29 protein-coding genes are annotated in these 24545 nt (G+C 54.2%); 11 read left to right on the plus strand and 18 right to left on the minus strand.

All coding sequences use genetic code 11. The features are described 5' to 3' along the window. Nucleotides 1-102 precede the first annotated feature (102 nt). Both ABFZ83_RS06780 and ABFZ83_RS06785 read right to left on the minus strand, forming a co-directional pair. Nucleotides 103-630, minus strand: a complete 528-nt coding sequence (locus ABFZ83_RS06780; RefSeq protein WP_411818679.1) for a YceD family protein — start codon at nucleotides 628-630, stop codon at nucleotides 103-105. Continuing rightward, the gene (locus ABFZ83_RS06785) at nucleotides 627-1175 is read right to left on the minus strand and encodes a ubiquinol-cytochrome C chaperone family protein (protein WP_411818680.1); all 549 of its coding nucleotides are present in this window, start codon (nucleotides 1173-1175) and stop codon (nucleotides 627-629) included. The genes ABFZ83_RS06780 and ABFZ83_RS06785 overlap by 4 nt, the downstream gene beginning before the upstream one ends. 272 nt (nucleotides 1176-1447) lie before the next feature. On the opposite strand from ABFZ83_RS06785, the gene ABFZ83_RS06790 reads away from it, so the two are divergent. Then, nucleotides 1448-1906 (plus strand): outer membrane protein assembly factor BamE, encoded by a 459-nt coding sequence (locus ABFZ83_RS06790; protein ID WP_411818681.1) that lies wholly within the window; start codon nucleotides 1448-1450, stop codon nucleotides 1904-1906. A gap of 61 nt (nucleotides 1907-1967) precedes the next feature. Here ABFZ83_RS06790 and thiL read toward each other — a convergent pair whose 3' ends face one another. Genes thiL through glyA form a run of 4 tightly spaced genes read right to left on the minus strand, consistent with a single transcriptional unit; the run spans nucleotide 1968 to nucleotide 5273 of the window. After that, complete coding sequence (gene thiL / locus ABFZ83_RS06795; protein ID WP_411818682.1) at nucleotides 1968-2948, minus strand: thiamine-phosphate kinase; 981 nt, start codon at nucleotides 2946-2948, stop codon at nucleotides 1968-1970. Nucleotides 2949-2963: 15 nt separating this feature from the next. Then, a complete protein-coding gene (nusB, locus tag ABFZ83_RS06800; RefSeq protein WP_411818683.1) occupies nucleotides 2964-3440 on the minus strand; it encodes a transcription antitermination factor NusB in 477 nt (158 codons plus the stop codon). Nucleotides 3441-3466: 26 nt separating this feature from the next. Further along, a complete protein-coding gene (gene nrdR, locus ABFZ83_RS06805) occupies nucleotides 3467-3928 on the minus strand; it encodes a transcriptional regulator NrdR (protein ID WP_411818684.1) in 462 nt (153 codons plus the stop codon). A 49-nt stretch (nucleotides 3929-3977) separates the two neighbouring features. Next, entirely contained in the window at nucleotides 3978-5273 is a 1296-nt protein-coding gene (glyA, locus tag ABFZ83_RS06810) for a serine hydroxymethyltransferase (protein WP_411818685.1), read from the minus strand. 428 nt (nucleotides 5274-5701) lie between these two features. Between glyA and ABFZ83_RS06815 the strand changes: the two genes are divergently transcribed. From ABFZ83_RS06815 to ABFZ83_RS06825, 3 genes are all read left to right on the plus strand, one after another. Continuing rightward, entirely contained in the window at nucleotides 5702-6190 is a 489-nt protein-coding gene (locus ABFZ83_RS06815; protein ID WP_411818686.1) for a MucR family transcriptional regulator, read from the plus strand. A 562-nt stretch (nucleotides 6191-6752) separates the two neighbouring features. Continuing rightward, nucleotides 6753-7061 carry a DUF1153 domain-containing protein gene (locus tag ABFZ83_RS06820; protein ID WP_411818687.1) on the plus strand — a complete coding sequence of 103 codons (309 nt, stop codon included), beginning with the start codon at nucleotides 6753-6755 and terminating at the stop codon, nucleotides 7059-7061. Nucleotides 7062-7233: 172 nt separating this feature from the next. Beyond that, entirely contained in the window at nucleotides 7234-8334 is a 1101-nt protein-coding gene (locus ABFZ83_RS06825) for a hypothetical protein (protein ID WP_411818688.1), read from the plus strand. A gap of 103 nt (nucleotides 8335-8437) precedes the next feature. On the opposite strand, the gene ABFZ83_RS06830 is transcribed toward ABFZ83_RS06825, so the two are convergent. From ABFZ83_RS06830 to ABFZ83_RS06880, 11 genes are all read right to left on the minus strand, one after another. Beyond that, nucleotides 8438-9613, minus strand: coding sequence for a peptidoglycan DD-metalloendopeptidase family protein (locus ABFZ83_RS06830; RefSeq protein WP_411818689.1), 1176 nt, complete (start codon nucleotides 9611-9613; stop codon nucleotides 8438-8440). Nucleotides 9614-9736: 123 nt separating this feature from the next. After that, a complete protein-coding gene (gene surE, locus ABFZ83_RS06835; protein WP_411818690.1) occupies nucleotides 9737-10501 on the minus strand; it encodes a 5'/3'-nucleotidase SurE in 765 nt (254 codons plus the stop codon). A 4-nt stretch (nucleotides 10502-10505) separates the two neighbouring features. Then, on the minus strand, nucleotides 10506-11783 hold the full coding sequence (gene serS, locus ABFZ83_RS06840) for a serine--tRNA ligase (RefSeq protein WP_411818691.1): 1278 nt from the start codon (nucleotides 11781-11783) through the stop codon (nucleotides 10506-10508). A gap of 32 nt (nucleotides 11784-11815) precedes the next feature. Further along, nucleotides 11816-12646 carry a twin-arginine translocase subunit TatC gene (gene tatC / locus ABFZ83_RS06845; RefSeq protein WP_411818692.1) on the minus strand — a complete coding sequence of 277 codons (831 nt, stop codon included), beginning with the start codon at nucleotides 12644-12646 and terminating at the stop codon, nucleotides 11816-11818. Then, a complete protein-coding gene (gene tatB / locus ABFZ83_RS06850) occupies nucleotides 12643-13053 on the minus strand; it encodes a Sec-independent protein translocase protein TatB (protein ID WP_411818693.1) in 411 nt (136 codons plus the stop codon). Before tatB ends, tatC begins: the two co-directional genes overlap by 4 nt. Before the next feature lie 51 nt (nucleotides 13054-13104). Beyond that, the gene (gene tatA / locus ABFZ83_RS06855) at nucleotides 13105-13326 is read right to left on the minus strand and encodes a twin-arginine translocase TatA/TatE family subunit (RefSeq protein WP_411818694.1); all 222 of its coding nucleotides are present in this window, start codon (nucleotides 13324-13326) and stop codon (nucleotides 13105-13107) included. A 101-nt stretch (nucleotides 13327-13427) separates the two neighbouring features. Further along, a complete protein-coding gene (gene scpB, locus ABFZ83_RS06860) occupies nucleotides 13428-14525 on the minus strand; it encodes an SMC-Scp complex subunit ScpB (RefSeq protein WP_411818695.1) in 1098 nt (365 codons plus the stop codon). Next, a complete protein-coding gene (locus ABFZ83_RS06865; protein ID WP_411818696.1) occupies nucleotides 14525-15400 on the minus strand; it encodes a segregation and condensation protein A in 876 nt (291 codons plus the stop codon). Before ABFZ83_RS06865 ends, scpB begins: the two co-directional genes overlap by 1 nt. A gap of 59 nt (nucleotides 15401-15459) precedes the next feature. Beyond that, entirely contained in the window at nucleotides 15460-16479 is a 1020-nt protein-coding gene (gene nagZ / locus ABFZ83_RS06870) for a beta-N-acetylhexosaminidase (RefSeq protein WP_411818697.1), read from the minus strand. A 42-nt stretch (nucleotides 16480-16521) separates the two neighbouring features. After that, entirely contained in the window at nucleotides 16522-17379 is an 858-nt protein-coding gene (locus tag ABFZ83_RS06875; RefSeq protein ID WP_411818698.1) for an SPOR domain-containing protein, read from the minus strand. Nucleotides 17380-17620: 241 nt separating this feature from the next. Further along, complete coding sequence (locus ABFZ83_RS06880) at nucleotides 17621-18805, minus strand: deoxyguanosinetriphosphate triphosphohydrolase (protein WP_411818699.1); 1185 nt, start codon at nucleotides 18803-18805, stop codon at nucleotides 17621-17623. A 250-nt stretch (nucleotides 18806-19055) separates the two neighbouring features. On the opposite strand from ABFZ83_RS06880, the gene erpA reads away from it, so the two are divergent. Then, nucleotides 19056-19391, plus strand: coding sequence for an iron-sulfur cluster insertion protein ErpA (gene erpA, locus ABFZ83_RS06885; protein ID WP_411818700.1), 336 nt, complete (start codon nucleotides 19056-19058; stop codon nucleotides 19389-19391). 3 nt (nucleotides 19392-19394) lie between these two features. Here erpA and ABFZ83_RS06890 read toward each other — a convergent pair whose 3' ends face one another. Further along, the gene (locus ABFZ83_RS06890; RefSeq protein ID WP_411818701.1) at nucleotides 19395-20054 is read right to left on the minus strand and encodes an ATP-dependent Clp protease proteolytic subunit; all 660 of its coding nucleotides are present in this window, start codon (nucleotides 20052-20054) and stop codon (nucleotides 19395-19397) included. A 111-nt stretch (nucleotides 20055-20165) separates the two neighbouring features. Here ABFZ83_RS06890 and ABFZ83_RS06895 point away from each other — a divergent pair, with 111 nt between their 5' ends. From ABFZ83_RS06895 to ABFZ83_RS06920, 6 genes are all read left to right on the plus strand, one after another. Then, a complete protein-coding gene (locus ABFZ83_RS06895) occupies nucleotides 20166-20837 on the plus strand; it encodes a nitroreductase (RefSeq protein ID WP_411818702.1) in 672 nt (223 codons plus the stop codon). 6 nt (nucleotides 20838-20843) lie between these two features. Further along, a complete protein-coding gene (locus ABFZ83_RS06900) occupies nucleotides 20844-21320 on the plus strand; it encodes an SRPBCC family protein (RefSeq protein ID WP_411818703.1) in 477 nt (158 codons plus the stop codon). Continuing rightward, nucleotides 21317-22099: an exodeoxyribonuclease III gene (xth, locus tag ABFZ83_RS06905; protein ID WP_411818704.1), complete on the plus strand. Its 783-nt coding sequence runs from the start codon at nucleotides 21317-21319 to the stop codon at nucleotides 22097-22099. The genes ABFZ83_RS06900 and xth overlap by 4 nt, the downstream gene beginning before the upstream one ends. 93 nt (nucleotides 22100-22192) lie before the next feature. Beyond that, the gene (locus ABFZ83_RS06910; RefSeq protein ID WP_411818705.1) at nucleotides 22193-22978 is read left to right on the plus strand and encodes an alpha/beta hydrolase; all 786 of its coding nucleotides are present in this window, start codon (nucleotides 22193-22195) and stop codon (nucleotides 22976-22978) included. Between the two features lie 9 nt (nucleotides 22979-22987). Then, a complete protein-coding gene (locus tag ABFZ83_RS06915) occupies nucleotides 22988-24076 on the plus strand; it encodes an ATP-dependent RecD-like DNA helicase (protein WP_411818706.1) in 1089 nt (362 codons plus the stop codon). A 61-nt stretch (nucleotides 24077-24137) separates the two neighbouring features. Further along, nucleotides 24138-24524 carry a DUF805 domain-containing protein gene (locus tag ABFZ83_RS06920; protein ID WP_411818707.1) on the plus strand — a complete coding sequence of 129 codons (387 nt, stop codon included), beginning with the start codon at nucleotides 24138-24140 and terminating at the stop codon, nucleotides 24522-24524. The last annotated feature ends 21 nt before the right edge of the window (nucleotides 24525-24545 follow it).

Consider the following 24545-nt stretch of genomic DNA (forward strand, 5'->3'; position numbering starts at 1 on the left):
TTCAAAAGAGCGCGGCGGAGAATATGGGCGACCGCCAATTGATGCAACGCATCAGCGAAACATCCTTAATGAGTTTATAGCCTCAGCAAGGGCTAGGTAAACCTATTGATTATCATCACTTTTTTTTACTGCGTCTTGTAATACGGCGAATGGGGATATTTTTTCTTCCTGCGCATAGAGGTCAATCAGGCTCTTAGCCCCCTCTTTTCGGGGAAACGGGTCCATGGCGAGGGATAATTGCTGAACCAGCAATTCGCCGATATCCATATCCGGATCGAGATGCACCTCCGGCAAGCGCCAGTCTTCTTCGACCTCTGGGTCATCAGAAGCCTCTTCGGGAATGCGCGTAAATTCGACCTCGAATTCGTCATGCACGGTCTCGTCCAGCGGCTCCAGGCTGGATACGCATTCGCGCACAAGCTGGGCATCGACGACGCCTTTGACAAAGATCTCGGTTTTCGTCGTCGAAATGCTGATCTCGCCTTCTAGCGTTGAGATCGACAACGCGCCGACGCGCGCCGCCACTTTCTTCCGCTCTTCGTCATTTGTGGACAGCTTGAACGTTCTGGCGGGTTTTCCCGATTCGCCAAGCTCAATGACCTTGCTGAACTCCGGCTGAGCATCACTCATATCAATTCCTCCAATGGCGGAAACAGAACAATCCCGCCGGCAATGCGCGCATGGGGTTGGGCATGTAATGCCGCATCAAGCGAACGCACATATTTCGCAAATTTCGGCGCAGCGGGCGCTTCTTCATTTTCAAACAGATTGCGGCCCAGCGCGCGGACGAGGTCATCGTCGGGCGCATCCGGCGCAAGAGCATCCTCATAGGCGGCGATGCGGCCATGGAAACTTTCCGCCATCTTGCGGACTTTCTTACCGACAGCGTCGTCACCGACCCCCATTTCGCGCAAGGAATCGTCCATATTCTGGAACATTGCATCGAACATGCACTGACTTACCTCACGAGCACCGGGCTCCGTTTTCAGACGGCGCATCACCAGATAGACATGCAGCGCGACCTGCTCGAAGCGGCCTTCGACCGTGTCTTCTGCGCCGAGTTGCTCATAAAGCGGCGCTGAGCGGGCTTGATCCACCGCAGCGGCATAAAGCGCACGCCCGGCCTCTAATGACGGGCTTTTTTTGAAGAACGCCGAGAAAAGCGATTTAAACATGCAGGTTCCTTGTCTGCTCTGCGAATGGGCTCGACGCCAGCGGAATACATTATAATCGCCCAGAAGGGTTTGCGGCGCATAGAAATCGCTGGTATCGATGGGGCGAAGTATTCCCGACGGGCGCTTCGATCAAGTCCCGGCTGGCGAAAAGGGCCAAATCGGGCTTATAATCTGGGTTTCTGGTCGGCTGATTTAGCCTAACACACCAGTAAACCGCGAAAATTCGAACGGCGACTTTTCGTAGATGACGAGAAAAGAGTAGAGAGCGCAGTATGATCCGACTAATCCTTTTGGCGCTTTGCCTTACAACCCTCCAAGCTTGCGTTTCCGTCCGGTCCAGCCACGGATATGTGCTTGAGCGGGATCAGGAGAGCCTGACGGCCAAACCGGGTTTTGACACAAAGGATTCGATCCTCGCGAAATATGGCGAACCTTCGATGATCGGAGTTTTTGATCGCAATGCATGGTACTACCTCCATTCGACCGATCACTCGCGCGCCTTTTTTAAGCCGGAGACCCAAACCCGGACCGTAACCGCAATCCACTTCACCGAAGATGGTTCGGTCGAGAATTTTGAAACCTATTCGCTTGAGGATGGCGAAGACATTCGCCTCGTGCAGCGTGAAACACCGACCCGCGGCAAGACCCTCAATTTCTGGGAACAGCTTTTGGGTAATGTTGGCGCACTGCCCGCAAGCCTTGGCGAAGAAGGCCCGACCCCCGGTCAGTAAGCCGCAGCTTTATCAGTTCAAAATGCCGGCCATAGCGCCGGCATTTTTTATGGGCGCGCCATCAAGTGAAATGATTAAAGCCGGGCTTCTCAACAGGAATTGGCCTTCCGGCTTCGTCGAGAAACAAAACGCCCTCGCCCCGTGACAGCGTCCCTATTCTTGCAACTTCCGTACGGGATGCTTTTGAAGCAACCGTGATTGACCGGCGCATAGCGGGCGGCGCGGCAAACAGGATTTCGTAATCATCGCCAAAACTCGCAAGCGTCGCCAAGGCGCGCCAACGATTTTCCTGCGCCGCCACCCAAGAGGCTGCGCCCGCCGAACGTGGGATCGCCACGGCATCAATCTCAGCGCGCAACCCACAAGCACGAGCAATATGACCGGCATCCGCGATTAGCCCGTCAGAAACATCGATCGCCGCCGTCGCCAGCCCCGCCAGCGCAGTGCCCAAAGTCAGGCGCGGCTCGGGCAAATGATAACGGCTCGAAAGTGATGCCTTATCGACGGTTGTGAATTTGAATTCCTTGCGCAACGCCGCGAGACCTAATCCGGCATCGCCAATTGTTCCGGATACGTACAAATCATCGCCGAGCGACGCCCCGGATCGCGGTGTCATACCCTGCTTTGGCGGCGTTCCCAAGAAGGTCGCAGAAAGCGTTAAAGGCCCGGTTTTGGTGCTATGAACGGTCGTGTCACCGCCATAAAGCCCGATGCGATATCGCTCCTGATCTTCGGCGAGCCCACGCGCAAATTGTTCAATCGATGCGCGATCCATATGTTTTGGCCAGACGCAGCCAAGGAAATACCCAAGCGGTTTTGCACCTTTCGCGGCGAGATCCGAGAGGTTCGCGCGGATCAATTTGCGCGCAACCAGATCAAGCGGATCCTTTGCGAGAAAATGCACGCCCGCGACCAAGAGATCTTTTGTCACGACAAGATTTTGTTGTTCGAGCAATGCCGCGTCATCAACGAGATCAAATGCGCCCGGCGCTGTTGCCGTCAGCGGCGCGAAAATATCGCGGATGATTTCAAACTCGCTCATGCTCTCTTCTTGCGTTTAGACTTTGACCTCGTCGCTGCGCGCCTCTTTTGACGCGGCATCAAGCACCGCGTTGATAAAGCCCGGCTCGTCACCATCGAAAAACGCATTGGCGATGTCGAGATATTCGTTGATTACCACCTTATACGGAATATCGGGTCGGCGGATCATCTCATAAAGCCCAGCACGCAATATCGCACGAACTGTGGCATCAAGGCGCGACAATTTCCAGCCCGACGTCAATTGTCGTTGCAAATAAGGATCAAGACGCCCCTGCGCCTCAACCGCGCCGCGCAAGATATCTGCGAAAAAGGTTTTGTCCGCTTCTTGCAGCTTCACGCCGTCAACTTCATTACCGAGGCGAAAATCCTGAAACTCGCGGATCGTCGCTTCTACGCCCTGCCCGGCCGCTTCCATCTGAAACAATGCCTGCACAGCAGCCAATCGCGCAGCAGACCGTGGCGGTGCGCCTTCTCTGTTTTTACCTGATACCATCTTATTGGGCCCGAACGGGCCTCGCCTCACTCTTGTTCGCTCTCATCCATCTTGCCGAGGAATTGTTCAAAGTCCTTGGCTTCACGGAAATTCTTGTAAACGGATGCGTAGCGCACATAGGCCACATCATCGAGCTTGGCGAGCCCTTCCATAACGAGTTCGCCAACTTTCGTGGTCTCGATCTCGTTTTCGCCCGACGCTTCGAGCCGCCGCACGATGCCGGAAACCATTTGTTCGACCCGCTCCGGCTCGAATTCCCGCTTGCGCAGCGCAATCAAAATCGACCGCATCAGCTTGTCACGGTCGAAGGGCGCGCGTTTTCCGGTGTTTTTGACCACCATCAATTCGCGCAATTGCACCCGTTCAAATGTCGTAAAACGCCCGCCACAGGCCGAGCATTCGCGGCGACGCCGGACCGAAGCACCATCTTCGGCCGGGCGCGAATCTTTAACCTGGGTCTCGTCACTGCCGCAAAAAGGACACCGCATCTATCGTTTCCTTAACCCTGCGCCGGGACCCAAAGGTTTGCCAGCCGCGTTAGCTGTAAATCGGGAAGCGCGCCGTTAGCGCCTTCACGCGCTCACCGACAGCCGCCTCTACGCTTGCATCGGCTTCTTGATTATTGGCCATTGTATCAAGCACTTCGGCCATCATTGCCCCGATTTCGCGGAATTCTGCAACGCCAAATCCTCGTGTGGTGCCCGCAGGTGAGCCAATACGGATGCCGGAGGTCACGGTAAACTTCTCAGGATCGAAAGGTACACCATTCTTATTACAAGTTATACCGGCCCGTTCGAGGCTCTCTTCAGCCTTGCTTCCTTTAACGCCTTTGGGTCTGAGATCGATCAAGGCCAGATGCGTATCGGTACCGCCAGAGACGACTGCATATCCGGCTTCGACCAACGCACTTGATACGGCCTGCGCATTATCGATCACGGCGCGCGCATAACTTTTGAACTCGGGCCGAAGCGCTTCACCGAATGCAACGGCTTTCGCGGCGATGATATGCATCAAAGGTCCGCCCTGAATTCCGGGAAACAACGCGGAGCGAATTTTCTTGGCTAGGTCAGGATCATTCGTCAGTACGAGACCACCACGCGGACCGCGCAATGTTTTGTGCGTCGTCGTCGTTACAACGTGCGCGTGTTCCATTGGGTTCGGATGCTCGCCACCGGCGACTAGCCCAGCGAAGTGCGCCATGTCCACCATCAGATATGCACCGACGCTGTCTGCAATTTCACGGAACTTTTTGAAATCGATAATTCGAGAATAGGCACTACCGCCAGCGATAATCAATTTAGGTTTGTGCTGCTTAGCAAGGTCAGCAAGCTGATCATAATCGATCAAATGATCGTCCTCGCGGACACCATAAGAGACTGCATTAAACCATTTACCAGACTGGTTTGCCTTACCGCCATGGGTCAAGTGACCACCCGATGCCAGGTCCATCCCAAGGAAGGTATCGCCCGGTTTCATGATCGACATGAAAACGCACTGATTCGCCTGACTGCCCGAATGCGGTTGGACGATTGCTTCGTCACAATTGAAAAGCTGTTTCGCGCGATTGATGGCTAACTCTTCGACCTCATCGACGAATTCACATCCGCCATAATAACGACGGTTCGGATAGCCTTCTGCATATTTGTTTGTCAGCACCGATCCAGCCGCTTCGAGCACCGCTTTCGAGACGATATTTTCAGAAGCGATTAACTCTATCTGATCTTGCTGACGCCCAAGCTCACGGCCGATTGCGGCAAAAATATCGGCGTCTCTTTCTGCGAGGGTTTCAGTGAAAAATCCTTCGGGTAACTGGTAGGCGTGACTAGCGCTCATCAAGGCGTCTCCTGGCGAGGTGGTGGCACCCAAAATGGATGCCCGATATCGTGGCCGACATATAAGCGCCGATTCCTCGCTCGGCAATGCAATCACGCGATAACCACTCGATTCGTTGGAATATTCATTCTAACTCGTCCGTTTACAAACCTTGTGCTGTAACAGATCCAGTCCGGTAACTAACAATTAATCGCGGTTTATCGCTCTATATGGTCATTTCGACATGAATACTTGTATTTTTTTCAATCTGAGCTGCATAAGGCATTGCCAACGCCGTTAATACAAGCTACCGAATTGTTGGGGTGAGGCGCGCAACTTGTACTATATTGCGCATAAGGGAGAGACTCCTTTACCGTGCTTGCCGAGCTAAGCAATATTATTAGTAAGACAAGCATCTCCAGGGAAACTCTCCCAGAGGAGAAAGTTAAATGATAAGTAAAAAGCCGGCCTCCGGCGATCAATTTAATGCAATAAGCGTGGCGGGGAATATTGTTGCAGCCTATGTAGGCAACAATTCAGTAAAGGCAGAAGAACTTCCCGGCCTTCTTCATGAAGTATTTTCCGCGGTCTCTGGTTTGGCCGAAGAAGGTACTGATTTCATTACTAATCGTGAGCCCGCCGTTCCTGTCGACAAATCAGTGACACCTGATTTCGTTATCTGCCTTGAGGACGGAAAAAAGCTCAAGATGCTCAAACGATATTTACGGACGCATTATGACCTCTCACCTGAGGAATATCGTCGTAAATGGGGCCTACCTGCGGATTACCCGATGGTTGCTCCCAATTATGCCAAACGGCGCTCGCAATTTGCCAAAGATATCGGTCTAGGCACTGCCGCGACTTCCAAGAACAGATCAGGCGCAAAAGCGGCTGGTAAGAAAACGACCGCTAAAAAGCGCGTTTCTAAAAAGAAGTAATCCGCGAAGGCTCGGCGTGAACAGGCATTTTGCTACATGACCGAGCCTTCGCTGCCGCGCATTAGCGCGCAATAACCGGCACCTAAACCGCCGGACCGAAAAAAGCGACCTTGCTTATTATCTATGTCTGTATGGGCGAACGACCCTCTACGGCAGCGAATGCGTTACGCTAATCGCAACAAAACTGGCCACCTCCCCGCGCCGCAGGCGTCTTGAGCCAGAAAATCGATTTTATTCGAAAATTTTATTTGCCCCCGCCTGTTAACCGGTCAAACGGCCGCGCTTAACCCTAACTGTCTAGTTCTGAGACGGTTTTATTACACTCGACCTAAAATTCGCGCCTGATGCGCTCGGCCCAGTACGAAAACAGGTCAGACCACGCTTCGAAAGTATAAAATTGTTCCTATCCGGGAAATTTTCGATTCAATTTTTTCACGAAAAATCAACCACTTATCGAAGCTTTTACCATGATATTTAGGCGTTTCTTAAAAGCCCAATCGTAGCTTCTCCAACATCAAATGAGCAGAACCTTTAGTTGCGTATTACGGGGATATAAACCGTCATGACTGTCGTCGCTGAATCTATTGTACCATCGGGAAATGCCGAAGCCCCGGCGAAATCAGATGCCTATGTCATTGGCCCGGATGGTACGCCACTGACCTTACAAGACCTGCCGCCACCGAGCACGAAACGCTGGGTGATCCGCCGGAAGGCTGAAGTCGTTGCTGCCGTTCGTGGCGGTCTCTTAACCCTCGAAGAGGCATGCAATCGATACACACTCACCGTCGAAGAGTTTCTTTCCTGGCAAAAAGCGATTGACCAGTTTGGCTTGCCTGGTCTTCGTGCGACCCGGGTTCAACAGTACAGATAACCCCTCCACTTTTCGGCATTCGAACAACCCGTGCTCAGGCAGCACGGGTTTTTTTTATTGCCCGATAAAGGCGTGATGAGCCGACAACTGGCCTCCGCTACCTAAAGACGTTAAGATCAACCGTCCTCGCCTGACATGCAGGTGAGCTAGTAAATGACCGGTTGTGTTCCCCATGATGAAATTCATCGCCTCTACTCTCGACGCTGCAAAAGCAAAGGCGCATCGAGCGTTAGGAGAAAAAACCGTCATCGTCTCTGTTCGCGACCTGCCCAGCGGTGATGTGGAAGTTACCGCTTCCGACAAACCGGCACCGGCAGCGCCGAGCCCTGCACCGAAAGCAAGCTTTGCGGGTGCCGCGCGTGAAGCCGTCGATGAAGGCCCGTTTAAAATGGGCGCTGGTGCGCGCCTTAACGAAAATATCGAGGCGAAATTTTCTGCGGATGCGCTCTCGCGCCTTTCAAGTAAACTCAGCGGCGGAAAGTCGGCGCGCGGTATCGATATGAGCGATGCATCCGTGCGCGCGATGGCAGAGATTTTAGCGCCGCATGGTATCGGCGAAGCGCTGATCGCCGCATTGGTGGCGGGCGCGCGCAAATCGGATATCGACGAAGACCTTTATCGGCTCGAAACCGGATTCCGAGAAACATTTGTCTTTGCGCCGCTGATCTTCTCACCGACCAATCCGATCATGCTTGTCGGGCCGACGGGCGCTGGCAAAACTTCAACCGCCGCCAAGCTCGCAGCGGCCTCGCAAGAGAACAGCCCTAAAGCGACGATGATTACCGCAGATGTGGGCCGCGCCGGCGCGATCGACCAAATCAAAGCCTATGGCGAAGCGCTGGGGGCTGATTATTTCATCGCCGAGTCGCCGCTTGATGTTGCGCAAATCCTGCGGAGCAATCGCCCGCAAGGCGCTGTGATCTTTGACACGCCCGGCGTCAGCCCCTTCGACAGTGCAGACATCGCCGCCTTGCGGAGTTACCGCGAAGCCGCCAATGCAGAACCCGTTTTGGTTCTGCCCGCAAGTGGCGACGCAGATGAATATGTAGACTGGGCCAATGCCTTTAAGGAAATTGGCGTCCGAAGATGTATCTTGACCAAATTCGACGCGACCAAACGCGTTGGCGCTGGGCTTCGCGCGGCATTCGAAGGGGAACTCGCCCTTGCCCATTTCTCTGAAACGGCCTTTATTTCCGAGGGTTTATTGCCCGCTTCACCGGAATTTCTGGCCCGGCGATTGATCGCCTCTCGGCCCGGCCAGATTTCGACATAAGACAAAAAAAATAGCGGGCCCGAAAGCCCGCTAATTTATACGCTACTTTATCTTTATACTGAATATGCAATACTTACTAGATCAGCTATCGGGGATAGCTAAACTACTGTTTGCCTAAAAGTGCAACAGGGTCGACCGTTTTTGAATCCTGCCGGATCTCAAAATGTAGCTGCGGCGTCGTGACGGCACCGGTCTGTCCGACTTTCGCGATCAACTGGCCTTTGCGGACATAATCACCCTTTTTCACCAACATAGCGTCATTATGGGCATAGGCCGTGACGAAACCGTCCTGATGCTTCACAAGCAAAAGATTTCCAAAGCCTTCGAGCTCTGATCCGCGATAGACCACCTGCCCGTCAGCAGCCGCCCGAACGGGCGAGCCAACCGGGGCCGCAATATTCACACCGTCATTGCGGCGGCCAAGATTGCCTGATCCGTATTCGGATATAATCGCGCCGCGCACCGGCCAAGAGAACAGTGATTTGTCAGATGTAGCTTCCGGTTTCGTGTAAGAAACCGTGCGTGAAATGTCGCCAAGGTCAGTTGGCTTTGACTCGCGTTCAACGGTCCGCTGGGTCTTTGCGGGCGTCGGCGAGGTTGCCGGACGGTCGAAAGCTGTGACCGGTGCCTGCGGGATTACGAGGCGCTGACCAACACTGAGCGTATAGGGTGCACGCAGATTATTTGCAGAAGCAATATTCGAAACAGGCACGCCAGATGCGCGCGAGATACCGTATAGAGTTTCGCCGCTCCGAACTGTGTGGAGTTTATCTTGCGCTGCGACTCGGCGGGTCGGCGCATCAACGGCAACCGCAGTCGCCCCCTTCGGCAGTTTCAGGACCTGACCAACTTTCAGCGAATATGGCTGTTTCAGGTCATTCGCATCAATCAGGGATGCTGGCGTGACATTAAACCGGCGCGAAATTGCATAAACCGTATCGCCGCGCTGAACCTCGATATAGCCTTTGGCCTTATGCAAATGCGCGGGCGGCGCAGAAACAGGCTGGCGCACCGCATCATCGAGATAAACCGCTTTGACCGGCGTTAATTGCGCTGGCTCAACGGCCGCGCTTTGGGCCTTATAGACGGGCTTTTGATAGACTTGCGCGGTCTGCGTTTCGCGGGCCTCGCGCGCGCGATAAATGTCTTCGGGTGAGTGATAAACGCGCGTTTGGCGCGCCGGGTCAGCACCATAAACAACAGGCGCATGATTATGGGATCCGCACGCCACGATCGCCATAAAAGAGCTTGTCAATAATGCCCAACCCACGGTTTTCATCACCCCTCCAATAGAGTTAAAAATCAGATCGATTCGGTCTGACGTTTGCCCTCTTTGGTTAACAGAAGGTAAACAAATCACGACTCCGTTAAGGATTTGTCATTAATTTGGAAAACGAGGTTTTCAGGCTTCGTTTTTGAAGCTCTCAGCGAGGGTCTCGTAGGAATCTTTGTGGGTCAAAGCGAGGTGCAATGGCGTGATCGAAATCCGGCCATCATAGATCGCGCGCAGATCGGTCCCTTCCGGCGGGTTTGAACGGCTACCCCGGAAACCATACCAATAATACGTGCCGCCGCGGAGGTCTTTGCGCTCTTCCGCATAGAGCTGCACCGCATCGCGATGCCCCTGCACCGTGACCTCAATGCCTTTGACCTCGTCGGGCTCTACATCCGGAAAATTCAGATTGATAACGACGTCTTCGGGCCAACCGGTTTCGAGAAGCTGTTTGACGATACGCGCCCCATGCGCTTCGGCGGTTTGCCAACGGGCCTTGTCGCGGTCGAGCCGTGAAAGCGAAAGCGCAACCGACGGAATTCCCATCGACATGCCCTGAAACGCGGCGGCGATTGTACCGGAGACGGTGACGTCTTCAGCGAGGTTCTGGCCATTATTGACGCCCGAAAGAATGAGATCGGGCTTTTTTCCCTCAACAAGCCGCGTGACGCCCATCATGATTGCATCGCTTGGTGTTCCGGATACGGAAAAACGACGTTCGTCGAATTTCCGAACACGCAACGGATGCGCAAGGGTTAGTGCCCGCGCTGCACCAGATTGTTCCTCTTGCGGCGCGACCACCCAGACATCGTCGGTTAGCTCATGCGCAATCTTGATCAGGCTCTCAAGCCCGCGCGCATGAATGCCGTCATCATTGGAACATAAAATACGCATCTGGCTATTTCGCCTCGATTTTGGTGAGACCATTCATATATGGCCGCAGCGCCTCTGGGATCGTTACCGAACCATCAGCCTCCTGATAGTTCTCAAGTATAGCCACCATTGTGCGGCCAACCGCAAGCCCGGACCCGTTAAGCGTATGCACGAATTTGGTTTGCTTTTCGCCCTTTGGTCGGCAGCGTGCATTCATGCGCAAGGCTTGGAAATCACCGCAGTTTGAGACCGAAGAAATCTCGCGGTACGCCTTCTGTCCCGGCAGCCACACTTCAATGTCATAGGTTTTGCGGGCACCAAAGCCCATATCACCGGTCGAAAGAACCATTGTCCGGAATGGAAGATCGAGACGTTTCAAAACCTCTTCAGCGCATCCGATCATGCGTTCATGTTCGTCCTTCGATTGATCAGGTGCCGTAACCGAAACCAGTTCAACCTTGGCAAACTGATGCAGGCGGATCATGCCGCGTGTATCACGCCCTGCCGATCCGGCCTCTGAGCGGAAACATGGCGTCCACGCCGTCAGGCGCATCGGTAGCTCTTCTTCGGCAACGATCTGATCACGAACCATATTGGTCAGCGAAACTTCCGCTGTCGGGATCAACCAATGATCGCCCGTGGTTTTAAACAAATCTTCCGCGAATTTTGGCAATTGTCCGGTGCCGTAAAGCGCATCATCCTTGACCAGCAATGGCGGCGCGACCTCGGTGTAGTCGAATTCGCCCGTATGCAGATCAAGCATGAAATTTGCGATTGCCCGCTCGAACCGCGCCAATTGCCCTTTCAACAGAACAAAACGCGCGCCGGACATATTCGCCGCGGTCTCGAAATCCATCTGGCCGAGCGCCTCACCAATATCGAAATGTTCCTTGGCGTTGTCTGGGCTCTTTGGCTCGCCCCATGTGCGCAATTCCACATTGGCGCCTTCGTTCTCGCCTTCGGGAACGTCATCGGCCGGAATATTTGGAATGCCGGATAAAATCTCGCGTATCGCGTCCTGCTTTTTCTTTTGCTCGGCTTCGGCGACCGGCATCTGTTTTTTGACCGTATCGACCTCAGCGCGCAGGCGGTTGAATTCGTCTTCATCGCCTTTGGCTTTGGCCGCGCCAATCTGCTTCGATGCAGCGTTCCGGCGCTCCTGCAATTCGTTGAGAACGTGGGTGTATTTGCGCGCTTCCTCATCAAGGGCGAGGATTTCGCCAGCGCGCGGGTTCAGGCCACGGCGCGCCAGTCCAGCGTCAAATGCGTTTGGGTTGTCGCGGATGAATTTAATATCAAACATGGCGTCCGTTTAACTGTGTTGTGGAATGGGGTCTAGCCCGTCTCGGCGGCGGCTTCCTCTGCGGCTTTCTTTACGCGCTTCTCCGCCAAGCGCACGGAGATCACCGAAGCTTCATAAAGCGCAATGATTGATAAACCCAATACGAGCTGGCTGAACGGGTCCGGCGGCGTCAGGAACGCAGCCATGACGAAAATCACGACGATAGCCACCCGGCGGTTTTTGGTCAGGAATTTCGATGTCATCAGCCCCGCGCTTGCCAAAAGCGTAAAGAACACAGGCAATTGAAACGCAAAGCCAAAGGCCATGATGAGCGTCGTCATCAGCGATAGGTAATCGCCGACACGGGTCAGAAGTTCAATCGAGACACCGGTTCCGGTGCCCGCATCCCGTTCCATCCCCACCGCAAAACGCATGACAAACGGCATCAGCACAAAATAAACAAGCGCGGCCCCGGTGGTGAACAATACCGGCATCGCCGCGAGAAAAGGCAACGCCGCCCGGCGCTCGCGGCGGTAAAGCCCCGGCGCAATGAATTTATAAATCTCATAGGCGACAATCGGGAATGCCAGTGCAATCGCGCCCAATGCGGATAACCGCACCCGCGTGAAGAAGAATTCAAGCGGCGCAAAATAGAGCGTCGGCTCAACGCCCGCTTCGGTCACGGCGCGCTCAAACGGAATAACCAGAAATTCGTAAAGCGGTATCGAAAAGATAAAACAGATCACAAAAGCAACGGCGAGCGCGCCCACCGATACGATCAGGCGTTGGCGCAACTCAACCAGATGATCGAGCAAAGGCGCAGCAGACGCCTGCACTTCATCATCTTCGGTTTCCGGCTTTTTCGTTGTGTTCTCACCGCTCATGGCTTGGCGGTCTCTTCGTTTTGGGTTTCCGTATCAGACGCTTTTGGTTCATCGTCGCCTTTTGGCGTATCCGCCACCGCATCCGATGCCGCTTTGTTGAGGTCATCAGCTTCTTTGCGGAGTTCCTCGTTTATCGGCTTGATCGTATCGTCGATGGCATTTTTAGCGTCTGTAATCGGGTTGTGTTTCTTGAGTTCGTCAATTTCCTTGCGAAGCTCTTCCATCTCGGCTTCGCGGGCCATTTGATCGAACGCCGCCGTGAACTCGCCAGCCATCGCCCTCGCCTTGGCGACAAGTCGCCCGGCGTCGCGCATGAATTTTGGCAAATCATTCGGGCCGACCACGATCAAAATGACCACAGCCACGAGCATTAGCTCAAAAAACCCGAATTGCGGCATGAGGCTCATAAGCGGCCGGTCACACTTTCAACAGTTTGCATTTCGGTTGCGGTGCGCGAATTAATCAGCGCGGGATTTTTCTTCGTCTGACACAGGGGTTACATCCACCGCCTTGTCGCCGCGATCATCAATCGCTTTTTCATCGTCCTGAAGGCCCTTGCGGAAGGATTTAATCCCTTTCGCAAAATCGCCCATGATCGACGAAATTTTACCGCCACCACCGAATAAAAGCAGGGCCAACACCAGAATTATGACAATTTGCCAGGGTCCAATTGCGCCCATTTTGCGCCTCTCAAATAATTTCACGCTATAGGTAGAACGGGCGCGCGAAAGACGCAAACGCCAATCCCAAAATTTGGCCCGAAATTTGGCCCGAAATTCGGTTAGATATCGGCCGCTTCATCGACAGAATCCGCCGATTCCGCATTTTCTTCCTCTTCGAGGAAGTCTTGCGCAAATTCGCCTTCCTCGCCGCCTTCTCCGTCATCCTCGTCATCTTCCGCCTCTGTCGGGGTCGGAACCGAGAAACCGGGTGGAAGGCGCGCATCGAGAAGACCCGCCGCTTTGAGGTCTGCAAGACCGGGCAAGTCGCTCACCGATTCAAGACCAAAATGCTCAAGGAAAGCCTGCGTTGTACCGTAAAGCGTTGGACGCCCCGGCACATCACGGCGTTTGCCGCGCAATTTCACCCAACCGATTTCCAAAAGCTGATCGAGCGAACCTTTTGCAACCTGCACGCCGCGAACATCTTCGATATCGGCGCGTGTACAAGGCTGGTGATAGGCAATGATCGCCAGCGTCTCTAGCGCCGCGCGCGAGAGCTTGCGTTGTGTGGTTTTCTCTTTCTGAAGGACATGCGCTACATCCGGCGCGGTCGCGAAATAGAATTTGCCGTCCACCGCACGCAAATTGACACCGCGATTTTCGTAATCGGTTTTAACCCGCTCGATTAACGCATCGGTGGGCGCACCGGCCGGCAGGCGGTCAACGATGCTCTTCTTATCAAGTGGTTCAAACGCCGCGAAGAGCAATGCTTCAAGCATACGCGATTGCTCCGCAATATCCTCTTCTGTCCACTCAACCGGCGCAGCCGCTTCCGGCGCTTCGGCGGTCTCTTGCTCTGCGTTTACGTCGTCGCTTTGTTCTGCGTCATCGCTTTGCGCAGCTTCATTCTGTTTAGGGGCACCCTCGCCATCGGTTTCGGCGACGGGCTCTTCAGCGATTTCATCCGCTTGCGCCGAAACAACGTCCTCATCTGGCGTTTCTTCCTGCGCAGCCTCATCGTCGCCGGACGTCATCGCCTCGCGGTCATCCGATGCGATAACATCGTCCTCGACCGTTTCCTGCTCCAACTCGCTATCGGTAACCTGATCTTTCACGCTAGTCTCTTCGCTTTCTTCACTCGTCAATTCCTCAACGAGCGCTTCTTGGGTCGCACGCGCGTCCAATCCTTTGAAATCTCTTCCGGCGTCAGAATCCATTATGACGCATCCCCTTCATCCGTCGACTGACGAGCTTTGATATAAATAGGCTCGAAGGTACCCAATTGCCGAAGATCAATCTTCCCGGCCTTGGCGAATTCGAGCGCGGCGTTAAACGAGCTGGCAAGCACCGAAACATCTGGTGCCTCAACATCATAGGTCGTGGTCAGCGAACGTAATTCTGTCCATTCGGGGATCGCCCCGAGAATACGCTCAAGCCGATTACGGGCAGCTTCAACGGAATAAACCGCAGGCGGATCAAGATGGTATTCCCGGTCAACCGCCGCAACGCGCTGAACCGCATAGGCCCGCAACAAATCATAAAGGTCCGCTTGCCAATCAGGCTTATGCGTGACCCGAACACCTTCGGGTGCTCCGCGCGGGAAAAAGTCTTCGCCTTTTTGCGGTAGGGCCTGAAGATCCTCGACGACCTTCCGCATGGCCTCAAGCCGTTGCAACTGGAAGGCAAGCCGCGCAGCCATTTCATCCGCAGTCGGCTCATCATCGTCGCTTTCAACGACCGGCAGAAGCATCTTCGATTTCAAGAAGGCAAGCCAGGACGCCATGACCAGATAATCAGCCGCAAGTTCAAGATTGCGTTCTTTGGCAACCTCGACAAAACGCAAATACTGATCGACCAAGGCGACCATCGAGATTTTGCGAATATCGACTTTCTGGTGGCGCGCAAGATCAAGAAGGACGTCGAGCGGACCTTCATAGCCGTCAAGATTGACGATCAACGCATCAACGGCGTCATCCTCAGGCACAGCAACGCGCACAGGAGCATCAAATGCCTCCTGAGCCTCTTCGACCGCAGGGGTCGCGCCCTCTTCGGTCACAACAGCCGCCAATACAATATTCTCACCATCCGCCATTACGCCACATAAGACCGATTCTAGCCCCCGCCATCAGCCTTTTACGCCCCTGTTGAAAATCAGACCAAGACGGGCTTCAGGAGCGCGTTTAGCCACTCATAGGCCTCGGCCGTATCGCTCCTGTCAACCTTGCGCAGGTCGCCTAGCGCTGCCTTGGCGCGGGTTTCCGCCTTGCCGCTTAAGGATTTCAATGCCTTAGCGCTTTCGCGCTTTTCTTCCATTGAGAAATTGCAATTCAGCGCAATGTCACAGCCAGCCGCATAAGCCCCGAAAATCCTGTCTGCGATTGCCCCGCCCAGCGCTTTCATCTTGAGATCGTCTGTCATCAACAGCCCGTCAAAGCCAATTTCGCCGCGAATGACGTCTTCGACGATCACGGGAGAGAGGGTCGCCGGCCGTTCCTTGTCATAGGCCTCAAACACAATATGCGCGGTCATGCCCATGCGCGCATCGCTAAACGCGCGGAATGGCCGGAAGTCGACCTCGCGCAGATCATCTTTTCGCGCACAAACATTCGGCAGGTCATGATGGCTATCACAAAGCGCGCGCCCATGGCCGGGAAGATGTTTGATGACCGGTAAAGCCCCGCCCTCTTTCAGCCCCTCGACCTGTGCCTTGGCCAGTTGAATGATCGTATCCTGATGTTTTGCCAATGCGCGGTCGCCGATCACGACAGGGTCCGCGTCCATCTGCGGGACATCAAGCATCGGAACGCAATTGACGGTCACACCGCAATCGGAAACCAACCGGCCCAACAGATAGCCATTCAGCTTTGCTGCCTCAGCCGCTTTAATTGGATCGAGCCTGTGCAACTCGCCAAAGGTTGCTGGTGCGGGATGCTGCGGAAACACCGGCGGCTTCATGCGCGCCACGCGCCCGCCTTCCTGATCAATCAGGATCGGCGCATCGTCCCGCCCCACACATTCGCGCAATTCATCGCAATGAGCACGCAATTGATCGGCGCTTTCGCAATGACGCGCAAAGACGATAAACCCCCACGGGTCTACCTCACGGAAAAACGCGCGTTCCTCCGGGGAGAGACGCGCGCCTTCACAATCAAATATCGCTGCTGTGGGCATTAGCCCGTCACCTCAAACTCACTGGTCAGCAAAGCACCTATCCTAGAGCGCTTTGATCAGACAATCCTGGCCACGTTCTTTCAGGCCGGCACAATAGGTTTTCGCCGCATCCGATGATGAGAACGGACCAATCCGCAGACGATGATAAACCCCGCGATCACCAAGGTCTGCGCGTTCTACGTCAGGTGATTTCCCGTCGAGGTAACCACCAAGCTTGCCTTCAAGCCGTGACCACTGGGCCATGGCTTCGTCATTTGAACGAAACGCACCGACCTGAACGACATGCGATCCGCTCCGGGCAGAACCACTCGCACGGGACGCCGGGCGAACATTGCTGGCCGGTGTTGTGCTTGCGGGTGTCGTCGGTGTGACGCTCACGGTTTCCGGTGCTTCATTGCGGGGCTTTTGTGATGGCACAGCCTCAGGGCCAAGCGTCGCCGCATCTTCCTCTTTCAGGCTCGCGAGGCGGTCTTCGACTTCGTCGCTGATATCCGCGGCAGCGCCTTCTGCTTCAGCGGCCAATGCGCCAATCGTATCGTCAACATTGCGGGTGACGGGCTCTTCCGGGCCTTCAGCCAAGGTCGTGACTGGCTCCGGGTCATTGCCGTCAAGCGCGTCATAGACTTCGCGATCAGCAACTTCTTCGCCGCTATCGGCAGTTTCGATTTTGATAGGCTCAGGGTCAGCGGCCACATAGGGCATTTCCGCAATACCGCCCTCGCGTCCTGCCTTCACCCCTTGGTTATATGAAATCCACACGACCGAAACAAAAGCACCGATCATGACGATGCCCATGATGAGAACGACTAAGCCCGACAGGCCGCGATCATCATCATCGTCGAATTCGTCATATTCCTGATAATCTTCGTCGTAGGTTTCGTCTTGTGCTGCGTTGGTCATTTTTTTAGGCCGCTCCTTGCCCGACGTCGTTTAAGACGCCTGTATCATCTGTGTGCGCCCGAAAGGTCATAGGCGCGTTAATTCAGTTAGCGCAAGAGCGCGTTTTGCTCATCTTGCATACTCGCATATATGCTTACTCAACATATCTAGCCGCGATCGCACTGAGAAATCCCGAACCATCCGGTCGACCGAATCGCTTTGCGTCGTTCATTCTACCACTTTAGCGGCGAATGATAGAGCTTTAGCCCTCAAATTCGTCACCAAAAAGGCGACGATACTCCCGCGCAGCATAACGGTCGGTCATCCCTGCGATATAGTCACAAACCACCCGCGCCAAGCGGGCTTCGCTCGCGCCCTCATAGCGGCTTCGCCATTCAGGCGGCAATGTCTCCGGCTCGTGGAAAAACAAGTCAAACAAAGATTTAATGATTCGCTTCGCGCGGCTGCGGGCGCGATTGACCTTGTAATGACGATACATGTTCTCATGCAGGAAAGACCGCAATCCGCTCAGATCGCGATCCATCTCCGGGGAGAAAGCACTGAACGCATGATCGGCGCGGCGAATTTCATCGGCATGGGCCGGCTTGTCCGCCTCAAGACGTCGGCGGGTTTCCGAAAGGACGTCCTGAACCATCGCGCCAATCAAATCCGAAACTGCTTCCGCAATCAGGATAACGCGCGGCGCATCAGGAAAACGCTCTTCGGCGGCGCGCAGCGCTGGGCCCACAAGCGGGACATCCCGCGCTTCCCCAAAATCAAACAGCCCCGCCCGCAGGCCGTCATCCACGTCGTGATTATTATAGGCAATGTCATCAGCAAGAGCCGCCACTTGCGCCTCAAGCGACGGAAAGCTGTCGAGCCACAAATCATGCGCTTCCGCATATTCGACAATCGCCGCCGGCAGCGGGTCTTTCTTTTTGGCCAACGGCCCGGTCAGCGGGCCGTTATGCTTGACGACGCCCTCAAGGGTTTCCCAAGTCAGATTGAGCCCATCGAATTCAGCGTGCCGCCGCTCGAGCTTGGTGAGCAGGCGCAAGGTTTGGGCGTTATGGTCGAAGCCGTCATATTTCTCCATGCACTGAACCAGCACATCCTCGCCCGTATGCCCGAAGGGCGGATGGCCCAGATCGTGCGCCAGCGCCAGACTTTCGGCGAGGTCTTCATCAAGCTTGAGCGCCCGCGCGAGCGTGCGCGCAATCTGCGCCACTTCCAGCGAATGGGTCAGGCGGGTTCGGTAATGATCGCCCTCATGGGAGATGAAAACCTGGGTCTTATGCTTGAGACGCCGGAACGCCACAGCATGAATCACCCGGTCGCGGTCCCGCTGAAACGGGGTGCGAAATGCGCTTTCGGCCTCCTTATACAGGCGACCGCGCGTCGCCTCCGCGCGCGCCGCATAGGGCGCAAGCGTTGCCGGGAACGCCATAGGCTTTACTTCAGGAGTCGTATTTTTCGACATATATTCAGCTACTTACGCCTTTTTCCGCACTTATTGCATTTGCAATGTGAAACCGCCCTATCGCCCTTTGTCTGCCGATTCCACAAAGTTTTCCCTAAGCCATATTCAAAACTTGATCAAAAATTGACGCCTTCTTGCGAACAATCCGAAACTTGACCCTCGAATTTCAGCGACTGGCCCACTATGTTTCAGCCAGATAAGTCAAAAGAGTAAGCAAATGTCTGACGCCACGCCTGTTACCGTATCTGATCGCGCTGCCAAACGTATCGCGGCGATCCTGTCGAAGGAGCCTGAAGGCGCAATGTTGCGCGTTTCGGTCGAAGGCGGCGGTTGCTCCGGCTTTCAATACAAGTTCGACATCGTCAATGATCGCGAAGATGACGATCTGGCGCTCGATGCCGATGGTTATGCGGTTTTGATCGACTCGGTCTCTGTGGACTATCTCAGCGGTTCCGTCATCGACTTTTCTGACGAGCTGATCGGCGCAGCATTCAAAATCGAGAACCCGAACGCGACTGCGTCTTGCGGCTGCGGCACGAGCTTTAGCCTCTAACCCCTATTCCAGCACCGTCACGATATTTGAGCCTTCACGCATCAATTGACGGCCAGAGACAAAATAGTCTTTCCCGCGCCATTCAACCGCAAGCTTATCGCGCCAATCCGGGTCCATTTCCGAATTGACAAAATAACGGTGGAAAAACTGATTTGACGACATGCGTTTTTCAAAGGCCGGTTCGTCAACTTTTTCCCCAGTATAGACATCATAGACAGAAGGTTCGTGGAACATAAAGCGCGCCGACGCAGCGGCGTAGCGCTCCTCCCCTTGCAGGAAAATCGGCACGCACATGGAATAGCATGAACGCCGGTTGCGCACCCGCGTATCGACAATATGCGTGCGCTTCATCTTGTTGATCTGGCGAATGACCGCCTCGCCCTCGCTCAGGGCACCGCCGGGCGAATGAAGGTCAATAAGGATGCGGCTCGTTGTGTCTTTATATTCGCGATAGGCCTCGGCGAAACGACGTGCCATCGGCACGTCCACATCATTGCGCCAATAGAGAATAGCGGTTTCCGGGTCATCGGGATCAAGCTTCACAATCAGGCGGCCCTTATCCTGAAAGACCAGGTCCTCATTGCGCGCCATCAAGATTGCCGTGATCGCAAACAGAACCAGCGTTAGCGCAAGTGTGAACTTATTTTTCCGTTGTTGCGTCAATCGAATTACCCAAAACCATTTAGACTAAATATGACCGTAAACTATGATATGGTTTACTTCAGAGCCCGAACAAGTCCGAATAGCGCCCCTAAACATCAGAATTGCCAATCCATGAGCGTAACGCAAATAATTCAAAACCGTATTTCGACGCGCGCTTTTCTCGACAGGCCGGTTTCCGAAAAACAAGTCCGCGATATTCTCCACGCCGCGCGCTGGTCGCCTTCGGGCGGCAATCTGCAACCTTGGCGGGTTTACGTGGTCATGAACGATGCCCGCAATCGTTTGATTGAGACCGTTAAAAAGGCGATTGCAGAAAATCCGCTTGCAGATGAATCGGAACTGGCCATCTACCCACCAAAACTTGCAGAGCCTTGGCGCACACGGCGATACGAACTTGGCGAGGACATGTATCGCCTGCTTGACATACCGCGTGAGGATAAAGCGGCGCGAATTGCCTACCTCCTCCGCAATTACGAGTTTTTCGGCGCGCCAGTTGGCATTTTCTTCGCGCTCGATCGGCGCTTTGATAAAGGTCAGTGGGCGCATCTTGGCATGTTCATGCAATCCTTAGCCCTGATCGCAGAGGAACAGGGACTTGCAACCTGCATGCAAGAAGCGTGGGCCGCACGCGCCAAAACCGTTTCCGCATTTTTGGAAATTCCGCCCGAGGAACAGCTTTATTGCGGCATGGCCTTGGGATATGGCGATCCATCGGAAAAAGTAAATCAGTTACGTTCCTCGCGCGCTTCAGTTGATGATTTCGCGACGTTTTTAAAAGAATAGACCTATATGACCGTTCAACTCACCGTTTGCGAAAATGTGAACGCCCGCGCCCGTACCGTATTCGATACGGCGGTCGCGTTTGATGCGCGTACGCTTATTCAGAAAACCGGAATTATGCCGGGGATCGTCGATGTCGCGGGCCATGACGCCCCTTGGGCCAATGTTGGCGAAACTCGCCGCCATACGCTAAGCGACAATTCTTCCGTACACGAAGAATTGATCAGCATAACGCCTGGCAGAAGCTTCGCCTATCGGTTGACGGACTTTACCGGGCCGCTGGCACCCCTTGTTCGCGGTGCCCGTGCGGACTGGCATTTTACACAAATCGGTCAGGAAAAAACCAAAATCGAATGGACCTATGCATTCACGCCCACCAGCGCGATTGCGGAACCAATCTTATGGTTTATTGTCAAATTATTCTGGCCAAAATACCTGAAGAACGCGCTAGAGCGCGTGAAAGAAAAAGCTGAGAGCCCAACGTGAAAATAGCGACTTTTAACGTCAATTCGATCAACGCCCGCCTGCCCCGTATTCTCGAATGGTTTGACAATACGAAACCTGACGTAGCTGTGTTGCAGGAAATAAAGTGCATGGATGAAAAATTCCCGGCGCTCGAATTTGAAGATCGCGGGTACAATGTCGAGGTTCATGGGCAGAAAACCTATAATGGCGTCGCCCTGCTCTCGAAACATCCGATTGACGATGTCATGCGCGGCTTGCCGGGCGATGATAGCGACGAACAGGCACGTTATATCGAAGCGCTGATCATGCCCGATGACAAAGAACCTGTGCGTGTCGGTGGCCTTTATCTGCCGAATGGCAATCCGGTACCGGGGCCGAAATATGATTATAAACTGAGCTGGATGAAACGGCTTCATGCGCATGCTGAAATGCTACTCAGCAATGAAGAAGCATTCGTTCTGGCCGGCGATTATAACGCTATTCCGCAGGCAGAGGATGCGCACGACCCGGCGGCCTGGGAAGGTGACGCGCTTTTCCGCCCGGAAACCCGCGCGGCGTTTCGGTCGTTACTCAATCTTGGCCTCACCGATGGCCTCAGACAGGCGAATCCAAACGGGATTTGCTACACCTTTTGGGACTATCAGCGCGGGGCGTGGGAAAAAGATAATGGCATTCGAATCGACCATCTTTTGATGTCCCCACAAGCGGCTGATCGGTTCAAAGATGCCGGTGTTGACCGGTCAGAGCGCGGGAAGGAAAAACCATCCGATCACGTTCCAGTTTGGATCGAGTTGAGTTGATCCGAATTTCGCGTTAGGGTCTGTGCTTCGCCTTAGTTTGGCAAGGGGGAGCCAATATATAGAGCCGCGCTAATATTATTGTTGATGTGGGTCTTGCCAGCATCTGCGCAAGACCGATTGGACTATCTTCAAAGCATCAAACCTGAAGGTTATCACCTGATCAAATCAGAGACCTTGGGCCGGTCCTTTCATATCTACGTTAATCTGCCGCGTGCCTATGATTGGGGCGACGACAACTATCCGGTCATTTATCTTCTTGATGGCGGTATGACCTATCCGGTCTTGTCGTCCTATTTCCTCTTGATGACCATTGATGAACCAATGCCAGAAGCCATCATTGTGGGCATATCCTATGGCGCGACGTCACCGGCTGATGGAAATTTTCGGAGCACGGATTATACCCTCCCCTCCAAAGAGCGCGAACATTGGGGCGGCGCACCACAATTTATTCAGTTCCTCGATGAGGAATTGCTTCCCTTTATCGACGCCAATTATCGAACCGATCCGTCGCACCGCGTTTTGTTTGGCCAATCATTGGGTGGGCAATTCGCAATCTATGCTGCGATGATGCGGCCTGACCTTTTCTGGGGGTATATCGCCAGCAATCCGGCACTGCACCGAAATCTTGACGTTTTCCTCGGCCTCGAACCAAACGACATTCCGGCAAAGACCAATCTTTTTGTCGCTTATGGGACGCGCGATAATGAACGTTTCGTCGCCCCGCGTGTGGCGTGGCTCGATAAATGGACCGAAAAACCCCATCCATGGAAAATGGATGTCGAAATCTTGGAAGATGAGTATCACGCCTCCGCCGCCCCCCTTGCATTTCGGGCCGGTATGCGGTGGTTGTTCTCCGGTGATTCCGAGGTCCGAGAGTAAATATCTGAAATGAAATGGTCTGTAGAACAGGACAACGCGCTGTTGGCGGTTGAGCGCTGGCGCACCGCAGGCGACACACAGCTTTTTCGGCTGTTTGGCTATGCCGGTGCCGGCAAAACCACAATGGCCCGCCATATCGCCGAGAATGCGGGCGGTGAAGTGGCGTTCGCGGCCTTTACCGGAAAAGCTGCCCATGTGATGCGCCAGAAAGGCTGCGTCGGTGCCTCGACCATCCACTCATTGATCTACCGCCCGGCGAGCGATGAAGGTGACGAAGGCGAACCCGCTTTTACCATCCGCCATGACGCGCCCGCTTCGACGGCTGACCTCATTATCATTGATGAATGTTCGATGGTGGACGAAGATCTCGGCCGCGATCTTCTTTCCTTTGGCAAGCCTGTTTTGGTTTTGGGTGATCCGGCGCAGCTTCCCCCGGTGAAAGGCGGCGGCTATTTCACCGAAGGCGAGCCGGATTTCATGCTGACCGAAATTCACCGCCAGGCTGCGGACAATCCGATTATCCGCCTGTCGATGGCGATTCGCGAAGGCACCGAGTTTGATGAACAATCGGACGAATGCCGAATTTTATCCCGGCAAGAAATTTCAACCGATGCAATCATGGAAGCGGATCAAATTCTGGTCGGCGCAAACCGCACCCGCAAGCGCTATAATGACCGCCTGCGCGAATTACATGGTTATACCGACCCTTCGCCCGAAAGCGGCGAAAAACTTGTCTGCCTACGGAACAATAAAAAGAAGGGCCTGTTGAATGGCGGCCTTTGGAATGTCGATCGGCGTATGAGCCCGCGCGGCGGCCGCGTGCGTTTCTCGGTTCGCCCCGAAGAAGGCGGCAAAGCCGTGACGGTTACGGTGCCGCGCGCCTTTTTTACGGACGGTCCCGAAAATGTTCCATGGACCCAGCGCAAAGGCGCAGACGAATTTGACTATGGCTATGCGCTTACCGTTCACAAGGCACAGGGTTCGCAATGGGATAACATCGTTCTCTTTGACGAGAGCTACATGTTCCGCGAACACCGTGCGCGATGGTTATATACGGGCGTAACCCGCGCCGCAGAACGACTGACGCTCGTTCGCTAATGGCTTGCAGCAAAAACAAACATTGTTAGACTCAGCGTTTCAGCAACGAAGGGAGCGGCTCATGGATATTCAGCAGTCGGTAAAAACCGTTCTAAGCAACTATGCCAAATTTGAAGGTCGTTCCGGCCGGCCTGAATATTGGTGGTGGGTTCTAGCCTATATTATCGCCGCCGTAATTATAAATGTTGTCGGTTCGATCGTTGGGCTCGGCGAGATTTTGGTCAATTTATTTGCCCTTGCGGTTCTCATACCGAATATTGCGGTTAGCGTTCGCCGATTTCACGATATCGGCAAATCCGGTTGGTGGGTACTCATCGGTTTGATTCCACTTGTCGGTTGGATTGCCTTTATCTATTTCGCGGCCCAGCCATCTGTCGGCCCGAATGAATATGGCGAAGGCCCACAAGGCCCAGTTACGACGAGCAATCCAGACAATATTGTCGGCTAAATTGTTTGCGGAAACAGGCGT

The sequence above is a fragment of the Hyphococcus formosus genome, from assembly GCF_046736345.1.
In the GTDB taxonomy this organism is placed as follows: Bacteria; Pseudomonadota; Alphaproteobacteria; order Caulobacterales; family Parvularculaceae; genus Hyphococcus; species Hyphococcus formosus.

Excerpts from the sequence above, each read along its gene's own strand:
- ABFZ83_RS06780 (WP_411818679.1), bottom strand. The coding sequence starts at position 630 with ATGAGTGATGCTCAGCCGGAGTTCAGCAAGGTCATTGAGCTTGGCGAA.
- ABFZ83_RS06785 (WP_411818680.1), bottom strand. The coding sequence starts at position 1,175 with ATGTTTAAATCGCTTTTCTCGGCGTTCTTCAAAAAAAGCCCGTCATTA.
- ABFZ83_RS06790 (WP_411818681.1), top strand. The coding sequence starts at position 1,448 with ATGATCCGACTAATCCTTTTGGCGCTTTGCCTTACAACCCTCCAAGCT.
- thiL (WP_411818682.1), bottom strand. The coding sequence starts at position 2,948 with ATGAGCGAGTTTGAAATCATCCGCGATATTTTCGCGCCGCTGACGGCA.
- nusB (WP_411818683.1), bottom strand. The coding sequence starts at position 3,440 with ATGGTATCAGGTAAAAACAGAGAAGGCGCACCGCCACGGTCTGCTGCG.
- nrdR (WP_411818684.1), bottom strand. The coding sequence starts at position 3,928 with ATGCGGTGTCCTTTTTGCGGCAGTGACGAGACCCAGGTTAAAGATTCG.
- glyA (WP_411818685.1), bottom strand. The coding sequence starts at position 5,273 with ATGAGCGCTAGTCACGCCTACCAGTTACCCGAAGGATTTTTCACTGAA.
- ABFZ83_RS06815 (WP_411818686.1), top strand. The coding sequence starts at position 5,702 with ATGATAAGTAAAAAGCCGGCCTCCGGCGATCAATTTAATGCAATAAGC.
- ABFZ83_RS06820 (WP_411818687.1), top strand. The coding sequence starts at position 6,753 with ATGACTGTCGTCGCTGAATCTATTGTACCATCGGGAAATGCCGAAGCC.
- ABFZ83_RS06825 (WP_411818688.1), top strand. The coding sequence starts at position 7,234 with ATGATGAAATTCATCGCCTCTACTCTCGACGCTGCAAAAGCAAAGGCG.
- ABFZ83_RS06830 (WP_411818689.1), bottom strand. The coding sequence starts at position 9,613 with ATGAAAACCGTGGGTTGGGCATTATTGACAAGCTCTTTTATGGCGATC.
- surE (WP_411818690.1), bottom strand. The coding sequence starts at position 10,501 with ATGCGTATTTTATGTTCCAATGATGACGGCATTCATGCGCGCGGGCTT.
- serS (WP_411818691.1), bottom strand. The coding sequence starts at position 11,783 with ATGTTTGATATTAAATTCATCCGCGACAACCCAAACGCATTTGACGCT.
- tatC (WP_411818692.1), bottom strand. The coding sequence starts at position 12,646 with ATGAGCGGTGAGAACACAACGAAAAAGCCGGAAACCGAAGATGATGAA.
- tatB (WP_411818693.1), bottom strand. The coding sequence starts at position 13,053 with ATGAGCCTCATGCCGCAATTCGGGTTTTTTGAGCTAATGCTCGTGGCT.
- tatA (WP_411818694.1), bottom strand. The coding sequence starts at position 13,326 with ATGGGCGCAATTGGACCCTGGCAAATTGTCATAATTCTGGTGTTGGCC.
- scpB (WP_411818695.1), bottom strand. The coding sequence starts at position 14,525 with ATGGATTCTGACGCCGGAAGAGATTTCAAAGGATTGGACGCGCGTGCG.
- ABFZ83_RS06865 (WP_411818696.1), bottom strand. The coding sequence starts at position 15,400 with ATGGCGGATGGTGAGAATATTGTATTGGCGGCTGTTGTGACCGAAGAG.
- nagZ (WP_411818697.1), bottom strand. The coding sequence starts at position 16,479 with ATGCCCACAGCAGCGATATTTGATTGTGAAGGCGCGCGTCTCTCCCCG.
- ABFZ83_RS06875 (WP_411818698.1), bottom strand. The coding sequence starts at position 17,379 with ATGACCAACGCAGCACAAGACGAAACCTACGACGAAGATTATCAGGAA.
- ABFZ83_RS06880 (WP_411818699.1), bottom strand. The coding sequence starts at position 18,805 with ATGGCGTTCCCGGCAACGCTTGCGCCCTATGCGGCGCGCGCGGAGGCG.
- erpA (WP_411818700.1), top strand. The coding sequence starts at position 19,056 with ATGTCTGACGCCACGCCTGTTACCGTATCTGATCGCGCTGCCAAACGT.
- ABFZ83_RS06895 (WP_411818702.1), top strand. The coding sequence starts at position 20,166 with ATGAGCGTAACGCAAATAATTCAAAACCGTATTTCGACGCGCGCTTTT.
- ABFZ83_RS06900 (WP_411818703.1), top strand. The coding sequence starts at position 20,844 with ATGACCGTTCAACTCACCGTTTGCGAAAATGTGAACGCCCGCGCCCGT.
- ABFZ83_RS06915 (WP_411818706.1), top strand. The coding sequence starts at position 22,988 with ATGAAATGGTCTGTAGAACAGGACAACGCGCTGTTGGCGGTTGAGCGC.
- ABFZ83_RS06920 (WP_411818707.1), top strand. The coding sequence starts at position 24,138 with ATGGATATTCAGCAGTCGGTAAAAACCGTTCTAAGCAACTATGCCAAA.